We start from the raw sequence: 13,633 nt of genomic DNA, 5'->3' as shown, positions 1-13,633 counted from the left end.
ATTAGCCCGATATTCGCGGTTCAGCCGATATGTCCGGACCACTTAGCGATGGCGTTGGACTGGCGGTATCGATCCGCAGGCGCTCCAACGCATGCAAGCAATAGTGCGCGAACCAAAGCGCTGAAAAAACGAGAATGAACGCATAAATCCAGATCGTCGCAGCGGCGACAACCGGAAACAACGGCAGCAACCACACTGACCACGCCCACAACATGGTAGGTAACGAACCGAGCAATCCGCTGACCACGCCAATGCCGAACAACGGCCAGCGCGCGTGCCGAACAATCGTGCGACGCTCTTCGGCGCTTGCATGCAACGCGAGCGCGTCGTAGGTCATGACGCGGTACGTCAGCCATCCCCAAAGCACAGGCGGGATGATTGCGAAAAACGGCGGAATCAACCACAGCGGTAATGTAACGACCAACAGCACAAGACAAACGACGGTGGTAACAACCGAATGCCCGAGACTTCCGTACCACGATCCCCCGCGCCGCATTTCAAGCGATGCGTATTGACGCCGCGTCAGCAGTTTGATCACGGACGGCATCGATAACGTCGCGATGAGCAGCAAAATGGTCACGACGATCAATGGAATCGCCATGATCACAATAAAAAACGGCGCGATCACTGCATGTAGCGACGAGAATCCGACAGAGTCAAAAACCCGGTACATGGCCGACGTAAGCGCCCAGCCATCAAGCCAGTTACGCGCGGCGCCAGTCAGGGTTTGCCAGAAAAACCAAAGGATGGCGCCCCATGCAACAGTCGCCACGGCGAAGGGCATGAACGTCAGCCAAAGCATTCTCGGATGAAACGCGTTCGCGAGCGCGCGCACGAACGATCGCAACAAGTCATTCATGCAAAGATCGATTAAGAGGTAAAGGAGACAGGATAAACCAGAGAGTATGTTGCGCGCTCCTCGTCCGAATAGCTAACGTTGGGACGAAAACGCAATTCGCCGGCACGAGGCCGGCGAACAAGAGCAAATGTGTTACTGCATGAACCGGTCAAGACCGGATGCAAATAACGTGGCAGTTAAAAGTCAGACAGCTGCGGCGTCCGAGTCCGAATCTGGAGCGCGCATTCCTCGGTGAGACCTGATGCGCTCGCCAATACGCTTGAACGCGAGCCAGTGCTGTGCGATGAAACCATCGCCATAATCGCGTCCCGGCGCGTCCGCAACCGGCAGTTGATCGCGAATGCCTGTCGGCTCAAGTTCGCGATTCCACGAAACACTCCGAAAAATCATGTCCCACCACGGGAGCAGCACGCCAAAGTTGCAACCGTACGTAGTGCCCTCATGACCGAAGCCGATTGCATGGTGACGCCGGTGAAACGACGGGCTTACGAGCAGACGCTCGCCGAGCCAGCCGAAATGCACGCGGATATTCGCATGCTGAACGCTTTGCATCATGTTCGTAATGGCAAGAAGCACCACGAATTGCGAGGGTTGTACGCCGATCACCAGGGCGACCGTGGCGAAATACCCCGCCTGCAGGATGTTGTCGAGCAGATGATTGCGGTCGTCGGTCCACAGCGACATCTTTTGCTGGCTGTGATGAACTGCGTGCAATTCCCACCAGATCCCAATGCGGTGCTCCATCCGGTGATACCAATAGCCCGCAAAATCCAGTACGAGGAGATAGATCAGGAACGCTACGATGGGTTGTGACGTCACGCCCGGCCAAAGGTTATCGAGCTGGATGTTCGAGATGTCATGCAAGCGCAACCAGCTCTGAAAACTGTCGAAAAACGGCTGAAACGTGAAGAAGAAAAACAGGTTCAGAATGCCCAGCTTGACAATCCATGTGTACAACGCGTCCACGCGAACGCCTTTGCGATCCTGCCATTTTTCGGCAGGACGCAACGCTTCCAGCGGCCGCAGAATTGCGTACATGGCGAGTATTTCGAGCACACCCACGATCACCCAATACAAGGCGTCATACGTGTCTTCGTCATAACCCATCAGGCCGACCTTGAACATGAAGGGCTGCACGATCTCTATGTACAGCCATGTCTGCATTGTCGAGACGACCGTATCCAACATGGAAAGGATGGAATGAAACATGGAACTCCGTAACCGTTACCGGGGCGACGCCAACCAAACCCCGCCCTGCAAATCTTCAAACCAACTCGTCAATCCAACCACAGACTTCAACCGCCGTTCGGACCAAACACTGGCGCCCGATTGAAAAAGTAAATGCCGTGCGGCGACCGACCGACCGCTATGGTCTGAACAAGCTTTCGATCCGTAAGGTCAATGATTCCGACCTTCTTTGCAAATCTGAACGTAACCCAAAGATAACGTTTGTCCGCGGAAAGTTCCATGTCGTCGGGGCCCGGAAGCAGCCCCGTGATGTCGCCGACGTTCGTGAGCGAATCCTGGTCGATGATGCTGATGGTGCTTGCCACCCGATTCGAGACCACGACGTGCTTCCCGTCAGCTAGCGAACGAAAGTTGTGCGCACCGTTACCCGTCTTGATTGTCTTGACGATCTTTTGGTTTCGCCAGTCCACCACCGCGACGTAGTCAGCGCCCGTCATGCCGACCAGCATGTATTTGTCGTTCGGTGTCATCCAGACGCCGGCGGGCACCGGTCCCACCTTCATTTTCCACTTCACGGTCTGAGTTGCCAGATCGATAGCCGCGATTTCCCCGGATACCTGCAGTGAGATAAACGCGGTCTTGCTGTCATTCGTGAACGCAATATGGCTCGGCATGACTGCGAGCGGAATGCGCTTCGCGATCGAGATGTTCTTGCCGTCGTAATGGTAGATGTCCAACCGGTCGAGCCGCAGTCCCGTCGACACGAACCATTTGTTGTCCGGCGAAAACCCGACCTGATACGGATCCTCGATGTTTTCGACCCAGCGCTGCGGCTTGCCGGTCTTCGGGTCAACAAACATGAGGTTGTTCGATACCGAGTTCGCGACGATCAGCGACGAATTGTCAGGCGTCGCCATCAGATGGTGCGGTTCCTTCCCGGTCGGGATGGTGGACACGACCTGGCGAGTCGCTTCGTCGATAAGACTCAGTGTGGCCTCGCCTGAATTCAGCACGATCACGTTATTGGCGCGGGCCGGTTTGACGAGTGTGAAAGCGGCAAGCAACGCGGCAGTTGCGCCCACAGCGCGCGCGAATTGGCCGGAGAAACAAGTACGGGAATAATTACGCATGAAAACTCGGGTCGGAAAACAACACCCATTGTAGAACGTTTGCGCTTTGAGAAGGTTGCGGCAGCGCAGCTTTTTCCATATCCGTCCACAAGGACGCTCGCCCGCTTGCAGTGGTCATCGCCAAGGGGGCCATCGCCCAATGAATGCAAATTGGCATCACGCGAAAACAGCGACAAAAAAACATAAACACCCACTCATTTACACACTAATTTCTTTAAGTTTGCATTGCCAAACATTAATCAGCGCACTTGATTGTATTTAGGAAAGATCGTGTATATCGCTGACGTCACAACACGGAAGATCGCACACTTCTGAGTCCGAAGCGCAGCAATGTAGGGAGCCTGTCCAACGCCCGAGCGGGCCAGAGTTTGCGAGGCGGGAGATCCTCGTTACCAGGAGCGGTCGCGTTAAGTGACGGATTCAATGCGGGCACAAACGCGACCTGCTTCCTTCGATCAACCCGACATGTATTTGTCAAATTGTTAGACATCCTTCTTTCATGAATAAAATTTTCAAAGCAGTCTGGAACGAAACCTCCGGCACGTGGGTCGCGGCTTCCGAGACTTCTAAATCGAAGACCAAGCGTTCTTCTTCCGCAAGCAAGCTCGTGATTGTGCAGGCAGTGATGGTGGGCGGATTATTGGCAGCCGGGCATGCGCAGGCCGACGACTGGGTATTGAACGGGGAAACTCTCAACGACACCACTAATTCATCGGCTATAGGTTCCGGCTCCACAACGGATGGTCCGCAGGCAACAGCTGTGGGTTCCGGTGCGGTAGCCACTCATACCAATGCCACAGCTTTGGGAGCTTGGGCCACGGCTAATGACACAAATGCAGTTGCTGTCGGTGCAAATTCTTTTGCAGCTGAGGACGCAATGGCGGTTGGGACCAACTCGTTCGCGAAGGCGACCGACTCAACGGCTATTGGAAATAACGCTACCGCAACCGGGAATGCATCTACGGTTTTGGGCGCACGTGCCAATGCGTCAGGCGACCAGTCCATTGCAGTCGGAACCGACACAAATGCATCCGCGGTAAGGTCGACCGCTATCGGCTCCACGGCATCAGCATCCGGATCCGCGTCTACGGCAATGGGTTTTGGTTCAAAAGCTACAGCTGGAGGTTCGACTGCAGTAGGAGCAGGCGCTATCGCGCGCGGTGTTGGATCGACCGCTATAGGCACGGAAGCTGGTGGATACGGCGAATTTAGCGTAGCGGTAGGAAACTACGCTGCAGCGCTGGAAAACGGCGTTGCGGTTGGGGTTAACGCAAGCACCTTCGCGGCAAATGCTATCGCCGTAGGCCCGGACGCCACGGCCAGCGGAATTAGTTCAATGGCGATCGGTGACGCCGCTTTATCGAGCGGAACACAAGCGGTTGCGAGTGGTGCCGGGGCCAACGCCTCGGGAGACGCATCTACCGCCCTTGGCGCATTTACTGAAGCCAAAGCAGTCAACGGTGTCGCGGTCGGCAGCTACGCTGTTGCTGCAGAAAACAACGCTGTTGCCGTTGGTACTAGTTCGGTCGCGATGAAAAATGCGGCAGCTGTTGGCGTCTCTGCCAAAGCACTTGGCGAAGACTCAATAGCTTTCGGCAACAGCGCCGATGCTTCGGAAGCACAAGCAAGCGCTCTAGGCGTGAACGCAGCAGCAACGGCCTCTGGTGCAACGGCGGTAGGCGCAGGCGCGCAGGCGCAGGGTGTCAACGCAATCGCCGGCGGCTTTTATGCCACAGCCACGGGCGACAATTCCGTCGCCGTCGGCACATCATCAACATCCGCGACCGATAGCGTGGCAGTCGGCTTCAACGCTCGCGCGCAAGGTGATACATCGACTGCCATCGGTGCAAATTCCACTGCCGTCGGCGCACGATCCTCGGCGCTCGGCCAAACCGCCCAAACGTTCGGCGATGACTCAAGTGCAATCGGCACGGAAGCAACGGCAAATCAACAAAATGCTATTGCGGTAGGTAGCTTCTCTACCGCCGCGGGCGCGAATTCCATCGCGGTCGGAGCGAATTCCGAAGCAACCGCTGTTGATGCAACGGCAATCGGTGACTCGGCAAAAGCATCTGAAGTGGACGCGCTCGCGGTCGGACATTCGGCAATCGCAGCAGGTACAAGCAGCATTGCGGTCGGCACCAATGCAAACGCCGCGTTCGAGAACTCGATTGCCATCGGCAACAACGCAATCGCAAATCATGCGAACAGCGTTGCGCTTGGCGCGGGTTCAGCAACGACCGTTGGCGCCCAGACAGGCTACGCAGCATACGGTTTGTCCGGCTCGCAGACGTCCACAGGTGAAGTGAACGTCGGTGCCCGCACCATTAGCGGCGTGGCACCGGGCGCAGCAGATACCGACGCTGTCAACGTGTCGCAATTGAAGGCTGTCAGCGACCAGTCGGCTGCGGCAGTCGACGCTGCAACAACAGCTGCCGATGGCGCCGTCAAGTACGACCGCAACGCCGACGGTTCGGTGGATCATCAAAATGCGACGCTGGAAGGCAATGGTGGCACGACGATTCACAACGTCGCGGCCGGCGTGGAGTCAAGCGATGCTGTGAATGTCGGCCAGTTGAACGATGCCATTGGTCAGGTGAACGCGTCAGTTGGCGACGTAGTCAACGACGCCGTGAACAACGCAATCGGCGACGCGGTCAAGAACGCGGTTATCGACGCCAAGGACCCCTTGTTCAGCGCCGATGGTTCGCGGGATACGGACGCGGCATCGGCGACTGGCGTCAAAGCGGTCGCGGTAGGCGCAAATGCAGTTGCGGCCGGTGCAGGCTCGGTTGCAATGGGCAGCGGCGCTCAAGCTAACGCCGACAACGCAGTGGCCTTCGGTCAGAACGCAGTAGTTACCGGTGCAGGTTCGGTCGCCATGGGTAATGGCGCGCAAGCGTCTGCCGACAACACCGTAGCTCTCGGCCAGAACTCAGTCGCCGATCGCGCGAACACTGTTTCCGTCGGTGCAGCGGGCAGCGAGCGTCAGATCACGAACATGGCACCAGGCACGCAAGGGACCGACGCGGTCAACGTGAACCAGTTGAACCAGAGCACGGGCAGCACGCTTAAGTCGGCCAACGATTACACCGACTCGAAGACGGAAGGCACGCGTCGCGACGCCTACGCTGGCACGGCGTCGGCACTCGCGGTCGCGGGCTTGCCGCAAGCAGTGCTGCCGGGACGCGGCATGGTTGCCCTCGGCGGCGGCACGTATGGCGGTCAGTCGGCAGTTGCTATCGGCGTATCGCAACTTTCCGACAACGGCATCTGGGCTTACAAGGTCAGTGGCACCACGAGCACGCGCGGTCAGTTCGGCGTGTCGGTCGGTGCGGGCATGCACTGGTAATCCAGCAGTCTGTAAGAGGATGTGTCGCGGGGATGTAAAAGGCCCGCGACACCGAACTAATGAAAACAACGGAATCCGATCAAGAGATGAACTTCACCCTCCGCAAACCATCGCGTGCACTACCTTTCGCCGCTGCGCTCATCACAGCCTTCATGCTGTCCGCTTGCGGCACCGGGAGCCAGCTCGCCAAAGACGGCGGTCAAGACCAGTTGGTATTCCCCGCTCCATCGTCGGCATGGAATGCTGGCAGTTATCCCCTGACGGAAGCTTTGCGCAAGCTCAAGCCCGGCATGACCAAGGATCAGATTGCTGGCTTGCTTGGTCGTCCGCAATTCAGCGAAGGATTCTTCGCGGTGCGGGAATGGGACTACGTTTTGAATGTCACCAACGACGCTGGCGCACCGCAAATGGTTTGCCAACTGAAGGCGGTATTCAATTCGCACGATGAAGCTCGGAATTTTTATCGTAAATGTGGGGATAACGTGGAAACGCTTACGGGCGGCAAATGGCAGAAGTATGTTTTCACGCCCATTAGCACAGAGGCAAGCGGTCCTGTAAGCACCGAAGGTACCGTTTTGACAGCGGCGCCACTGAGTCTCGAAGTCGAAACGCCGGCAGATACGGCGAAGTAATTTCCAGGAAACCGGAAGGCGCGAGATTAGCTATAAGCTGATCTCGCGCTTTTTTGCGCTTGTTGCATGTATTGCGCCCTATCGTTGCATCGATTCCCAAACCTTGTACAAGCGTTTGACGGATATCGGCATTGGCGTTCGAAGTTCCTGCGCGAACAACGACACACGCAGCTCCTCGAGTAACCATCTGTATTCGCTCAATCGCGCATCTGCTACTCCGCCGCGTTGTGCGATCGCCCGCTGATAGTTTTGCAGCAGCGGCGCAATTTCCGTCGATAACCGCGCGTCCCGCACCGCATCCGCTTTCAACTTATCGATGCGCAATGCCATTGCGTTCAGATATCGCGGGAAATGGGACAACTGGGCGTAAGGTGTATCGATGATAAACCGCTTGCCAATCAACGCATTCATCTGCGCGACCATATCCGCGTATGGCGCACCGAACGACTTGGCCTGCGTCAGTTTCTTCGTCACCATTGCGTAGTCGGCCAGAATCTGACCGGCGAGCCGCGCGATTTCTTGCGCCAGCAATGTCAACCTGCTCTTGCCTTGATCGCGACGCGCGTAGAAATCAGCATCGTTATCGGGAAGAGGATCTTGCAGACACGCGCGATCCAGCGCCGTTTCGATAATCTGACTCGCCAATTCTTCCTGCGCCCCAAGCGCCATGTACTGCAACGACATCTCGCGCAAGCCGCCAAGATTTCGTTCGAGATAACGGATCGGCTCGCGTAGCTGCAACGCGAACAATCGACGCAAACCTGCCCGATGAATCCGCGCGGCCTCTTCCGGCGAATCGAATACTTCGACATCGCAATGCGTTGAACGATCAACCAAAGCCGGATAGCCGAAGAGCGTTTGTCCGCGCCGCCGGATTTCAAGTAATTCAGGCAGTTTTCCGAAGTCCCACGTGGTGAGATTTTCGTACAGAGCAGTGCTCGAACTTCCGCCAGATGCATCCGACACTGCGGTGTTTCGCGTAACTGGCGCAGCTGCGTCGTTGCCAATATCGAGCGTCGCACTCGCCGCCAGCTTCTGGAAATGCTGCTGCGCCTGGCCGCCCAACTCGGCGCGCAGTTGCGCCAGGTTACGGCCCATCGCGAGTTGCCGGCCGTGTTCGTCAATGACCTTGAAGTTCATGAACAAATGCGCCGGCAGCGATTCGAGCTTGAAGTCCGAAGATTTCATCGCGATCTGAGTTTGTTCGCGGATATCCGCGATCAGCGCTTCGAGCAATCCGCCCGCGCCGAACGTCTTGCCGCTATGACGCTCGACCACGCCCGCTGAAAATTCGGGCAACGGCACGAGATGGCGCCGGAGTTTTTGCGGCAAGGACTTCAGCAGCAATTGCACTTTCTCTTTCAGCATTCCGCGCACGAGCCATTCGGAACGACGGGCATCGACTCGATTCAGGCCGAATAACGGCACGGTCAACGTCACGCCGTCGCGCGGAGATCCGGGCTCGAAGTGATACGTCAATGTCATTTCGATGCCGGCCATCGTCATGCGCTTTGGGAACAGATCGGTCGTGACGCCGGCGGCTTCATGGCGCATCAAGTCGTCGCGCGAAAGGAAAAGCAGGCGCGACGCGGTTTCTTTCTTTTCTTCGTCTCGATACCAGCGTTCAAACGCCGCGCCCGAGTAAATCCCCTTGGGGATTAGCGAATCGTAGAAACCGAAGATCAGTTCGTCATCGACGAGTACGTCCTGACGCCGCGACTTATGCTCCAGCTGTTCAATATCGGCGAGCAACTTGCGGTTGTGCGCGAAAAACGGCAAGCGGGTTTCAGACTCGCCGTCAACCAGCGCGCCACGAATAAACAACTCGCGGGCGCGTTCCGGGTCCTGCTTGCCAAAACTCACTCGACGACGGGCATAGACCGTCAGCCCGTGCAACGTGGCGCGCTCATAAGCGGCAACCTGCGCGGCCTTCTTTTCCCAATGCGGTTCCGAAATCGACTTGCGCAGCAAATGCGCGCCGACTTGTTCGAGCCATTCGGGCTCGATTTTCGCGATGCAGCGTGCATATAAGCGGCTCGTCTCGACGAGTTCACCCGCCACGACCCATCGCCCGGCTTTCTTGAGCAACGCCGAACCCGGCCACAGATAAAACTTGATGCCGCGCGCGCCGAGGTAATACGGTTCGTCGTCCGCTTTCAAACCGACATTGCCGAGCAAACCGGTCAGCAGCGCGAGGTGAATCTGCTCGAACGTGGCTTCCGATTCATTGAGACGCCAGCCGTGTTCACGCACGACCGACAGCAATTGCGAATGCACGTCGCGCCATTCACGCAATCGCACATGGTTCAGGAAGTTGGCACGGCAGGCATCGGTGAGCTGCTTGTTCGACTTCTTGTGCGCAATCGCGTCCTCGAACCAAGCCCAGATTTTTGTCCATTGCAGGAATTCGGAGCGTTCATCGGCGAATTTCTTGTGCGCGAGATCGGCTTGCTCCTGCGCTTCGATAGGCCGGTCGCGCGGATCCTGAACCGACAACGCGCTCGCGATGATCAACACTTCGCGCAACGACTGATGGTCGCGCGCGGCCAGGATCATCCGGCCGACGCGCGGATCGAGCGGCAAACGCGCGAGTTCGCGGCCGAGCGGCGTGAGGGCGTTGTCGTCATCGACAGCGCCAAGTTCGTTCAACAATTGATAGCCGTCTGCAATCGCTCGGCCTGGCGGCGGCTCGAGAAACGGAAATGTTTCGATGGCCGTCAGATGCAGCGACTTCATCCGCAAGATCACGGACGCCAGCGAAGAACGCAGGATTTCCGGGTCGGTGAAGCGGGTGCGCAGCGCGTAATCGTCCTCTTCGTAGAGACGAATACAGACGCCGTCGGCCACGCGGCCGCAGCGGCCCGCGCGCTGATTCGCCGAGCTTTGCGAGATCGGTTCGATCTGCAACTGCTCGACCTTGTTTCTATACGAGTAGCGCTTCACGCGCGCAAGGCCGGTATCGACAACGTAGCGAATGCCCGGCACCGTCAGCGACGTTTCCGCGACGTTCGTCGACAACACGATGCGGCGCGCGTTCGATGACTTGAACACACGCTCCTGATCAGCCGCCGAAAGCCGCGCGAACAGCGGGAGGATTTCCGTATGCGGCGGATGATGTTTGCGCAGCGCCTCGGCCGCTTCGCGAATTTCGCGCTCGCCGGGCAGGAACACGAGGACGTCGCCGGGACCTTCGCGGCAGAGTTCATCGACGGCGTCCACGATGGCTTCCATCAGGTCGCGATCGTTTTCACGCTGATTTTTCGGGCGGTCTTTCTGGGCCGTCGCCGGACTCGCATTCGTCCCTTGCGCCGATTTCACCGCAGCGCTGGTCTCCTCGACCGGCCGATAGCGCACTTCGACCGGATACAAACGCCCGCTCACCTCGATCACCGGCGCGGGTTTTTCGTCGCTGCCGAAATGACGGGCAAAGCGATCGGCATCGATGGTCGCCGACGTCACGATCACCTTCAAATCCGGCCGGCGCGGCAAGATTTCGCGCAGATAACCGAGCAGGAAGTCGATGTTCAGGCTGCGCTCGTGCGCCTCGTCGATGATGATCGTGTCGTACGCGGCGAGCAGCGGATCGGTCTGCGTTTCGGCGAGCAAAATGCCGTCTGTCATCAGTTTCACCGATGCACCCGGCGAGAGGTTGTCCGTGAAGCGAACCTTGTAGCCCACGACCTCGCCAAATGGCGTGCCGAGTTCTTCGGCGATCCGCCGTCCCGTCGCCGACGCTGCAATTCGCCGCGGTTGCGTATGCCCGATCAGGCCGGTGCCGCCCGCGCCGAGGCCGCGGCCGAGTGCGAGGCAAATTTTCGGCAGCTGGGTCGTCTTGCCCGAACCCGTTTCGCCGCTGACGATCACAACCTGGTTCGCCTGGATCGCGGCGGCGATTTCGTCGCGGCGAGCGGAAACCGGGAGCGCCTCGGGAAAATGGATCGGCGGGATCAGGTTTGGTGCGATCACGCGGACCGGGCGCGCGGCGTCGCGTGTCGGATCGCGTTCGGGACGCGCGCGGCGCGGCGCGGTATCGGGTTGGCGCGGTTGGTCCGCGTTCGTTTTGCTACGGTCATGCAGGTTATTCGCCGCTGCGTCTGGCTGCGGCGCAACGTTGGGGCGATTGCCGCCGCGCGCCTTTTGCGGACTCGAACCTAGCTTTGGCCCTGCGTCCTTAGGCGCGCGCTGCGGATTGGCTCCCGGTTCAGGCGCACGTGTCGCGGGACGCGGTTCAGGTCTTGAACCGTGCTTTGACGCCGCGTGCTGCGGATTCTCTCGCGATTCCGGCGCGCGTGTCGGAGGCCTCGGTTCAGAACGCGCTCGCTGCAAATCAACTGGTTTGTTGACGGAACGAGGTTCTGAAGACTTCTGCCTACGCTCGCTCTGGCTTGGCCGGACGCTTCCCGGCGCGGACATACCAATGCCCTTGGGCGCTTTGTGTTCGGGCCGTTGCGGGACCGGCTTTTCCAAAGGCGTCGCGGGAGGTGCCGTAACTGGAGGTCGAACCGCTTTTTTTACCGTCAACTTTTCCGTGGGTGTTTGTTCAGCGCGCGGTGCGACCGCTGAAGAATCAGGCGCAGCGCTTTGGCCCGACGTTCCCGTCAAAGACGCCAATTCAGCCAGCACCGACAAACCGCCGCGAATTTCCTTACGCTGCGCAGAAGGAGCAGAAGGAGCCGACGAACCTGAAACTCCCGCTGGCGATTTCACCACGCCTTTCGCAACATTTTTTTTCGGCGCAGGCTGTGGCGCAACGCGGCCAGAAGTAGCCTTCGGCGCTCCCGGTTTTTTCTCGTCCCCCGCATTCCCCGATACCCCCGCAAACCGCCGCGCAGCCGCTTCCTTCTTGCGGTTTACGCCTTCATCGGTGGAATCGTCCGGGTCGTTTTCGCCATCGCTTTCGCGCGCCGCAACATCGCGCAGCAGGGCTTCACGCAGCTTTTTCAACTGCTCCTGGGGGTCAAGCTTGTCCGCATTGGCGGGACGTTTAAAAGCATTCGGCATAGTGCAGCATTATAATCCCGGCATGAATACTCAGACCGACCTCCCCGCCGCGCAGCCGCCGGTTTCCGCCGAGCCAGAAGCGCCTGACCAACACGCCCAGTTTGTCGACTGGATGCGTTCCGTCGCCCCCTACATCCACGCGTTCCGGAACAAGACCTTCGTGGTCGCGTTCGGCGGCGAGTTGGTGCAGGAAGGCAGGCTGAACGCGCTGGTCCAGGACGTCGGACTGTTGCACGCCATGGGCATTCACGTGGTGCTCGTGCACGGTTCGCGACCGCAGGTCGAAGAGCAACTGAACCTGCATGGCGTGGAGTCCGAGTTTTCGCACGGATTGCGCATTACCGACGCCCGCGCGCTCGAATCGGCAAAAGAAGCCGCCGGCGAAGTGCGTCTCGACATTGAAGCGGCGATCAGTCAGGGTTTGCCGAATACGCCCATGGCGCACGCGCATATCAGCGTGGTGTCGGGCAATTTCGTGACGGCGCGGCCGGTCGGCATTCTGGATGGCGTCGACTTCCAGCACACGGGCGTGGTCCGCAAGATCGACGGCGATTCCATCCGCCATTCGCTCACCAGCAGCAAGCTCGTATTGCTCTCCCCGCTTGGATTCTCGCCAACGGGCGAAGCGTTCAATTTGTCGATGGAAGATGTCGCTTCGGCGGCGGCCATCGCGTTGCGGGCCGACAAGATCATTTTTCTGACTGAAACCCCGGGTCTCGTCGATGAAAACGGCGAGCTCGTGCGCGAAATGTCGCTCGATGACGCTTATCGCCTGCACGAAAGCGGCGAGCTCCAAGGCGACGCGGCGTTCTACCTGAAGCACACCATTCGCGCGTGCCGGGGCGGCGTGGCGCGGGCGCATATCATTCCTTACGCGCTCGACGGCAGCATTCTGCTGGAATTGTTCCTGCACGATGGCGTCGGCACGATGATCTCGTACGAGAACCTGGAAAGCCTGCGGGAAGCCACACCGGATGACGTCGGCGGAATTTTGACGCTGATCGAACCGCTGGAAATGGATGGCACGCTCGTGCGGCGTGGCCGGCATCAGATTGAACGCGACATCGATCATTTTTCGGTGATCGAGCACGACGGCGTTCTGTTCGGCTGCGTGGCGCTTTATCCGTACACGCAGGAACGTATCGGCGAAATGGCGTGCCTCACCGTTTCGCCCGAAGCACAAGGCGCCGGCGACGGCGAACGGCTGCTCAAGCGTGTCGAACAACGCGCACGTGCACGCGGACTCACGCATATTTTCGTGCTGACCACGCGTACCGAGCACTGGTTTCTCAAGCGCGGTTTCGTGAAAGTGACCGTGGATGATCTGCCCGAAGACCGGCGCCGCCTTTATAACTGGCAGCGCAAATCGCTCGTGCTGATGAAACAGCTTTAAGCACTCTATTCAGCGACGCCTCGCAACGATCGCCGCGCACTCGATGCGCCGCCGGAACGAAGCGTCCAGAAAACCCGC

At 58.7% G+C, this 13,633-nt stretch carries 7 protein-coding genes; 3 read left to right on the top strand and 4 right to left on the bottom strand.

Going from position 1 to position 13,633, the window contains the following annotated elements:
* Position 1: 1 nt before the first annotated feature.
* The 3 genes from ASG35_RS02685 to ASG35_RS02675 all read right to left on the bottom strand — a co-directional run bounded on the left by ASG35_RS02685 (position 2) and on the right by ASG35_RS02675 (position 3,177).
* Positions 2 to 859, bottom strand: a complete 858-nt coding sequence (locus tag ASG35_RS02685; protein ID WP_056352460.1) for an EI24 domain-containing protein — start codon at positions 857 to 859, stop codon at positions 2 to 4.
* Positions 860 to 1,042: 183 nt separating this feature from the next.
* On the bottom strand, positions 1,043 to 2,068 hold the full coding sequence (locus ASG35_RS02680; protein ID WP_056352459.1) for a sterol desaturase family protein: 1,026 nt from the start codon (positions 2,066 to 2,068) through the stop codon (positions 1,043 to 1,045).
* Between the two features lie 86 nt (positions 2,069 to 2,154).
* Positions 2,155 to 3,177: a YVTN family beta-propeller repeat protein gene (locus tag ASG35_RS02675; RefSeq protein ID WP_056352458.1), complete on the bottom strand. Its 1,023-nt coding sequence runs from the start codon at positions 3,175 to 3,177 to the stop codon at positions 2,155 to 2,157.
* A 499-nt stretch (positions 3,178 to 3,676) separates the two neighbouring features.
* Between ASG35_RS02675 and ASG35_RS02670 the strand changes: the two genes are divergently transcribed.
* Both ASG35_RS02670 and ASG35_RS02665 read left to right on the top strand, forming a co-directional pair.
* Positions 3,677 to 6,529, top strand: a complete 2,853-nt coding sequence (locus ASG35_RS02670; protein ID WP_082508192.1) for a YadA-like family protein — start codon at positions 3,677 to 3,679, stop codon at positions 6,527 to 6,529.
* A gap of 59 nt (positions 6,530 to 6,588) precedes the next feature.
* Positions 6,589 to 7,161 carry an outer membrane protein assembly factor BamE gene (locus ASG35_RS02665; RefSeq protein WP_056352456.1) on the top strand — a complete coding sequence of 191 codons (573 nt, stop codon included), beginning with the start codon at positions 6,589 to 6,591 and terminating at the stop codon, positions 7,159 to 7,161.
* Positions 7,162 to 7,239: 78 nt separating this feature from the next.
* Here the strand turns inward: ASG35_RS02665 and hrpA are convergent, their stop codons facing one another.
* Complete coding sequence (gene hrpA / locus ASG35_RS02660; protein ID WP_235527424.1) at positions 7,240 to 12,105, bottom strand: ATP-dependent RNA helicase HrpA; 4,866 nt, start codon at positions 12,103 to 12,105, stop codon at positions 7,240 to 7,242.
* Positions 12,106 to 12,184: 79 nt separating this feature from the next.
* Here hrpA and argA point away from each other — a divergent pair, with 79 nt between their 5' ends.
* On the top strand, positions 12,185 to 13,555 hold the full coding sequence (argA, locus tag ASG35_RS02655) for an amino-acid N-acetyltransferase (RefSeq protein ID WP_056352938.1): 1,371 nt from the start codon (positions 12,185 to 12,187) through the stop codon (positions 13,553 to 13,555).
* Positions 13,556 to 13,633: the final 78 nt, after the last annotated feature.

Source organism: Burkholderia sp. Leaf177 (assembly GCF_001424345.1).
GTDB lineage: Bacteria > Pseudomonadota > Gammaproteobacteria > Burkholderiales > Burkholderiaceae > Caballeronia.
Note: the sequence above shows the minus strand (reverse complement) of the source record. Positions and strands in the feature narration are given on the sequence as shown.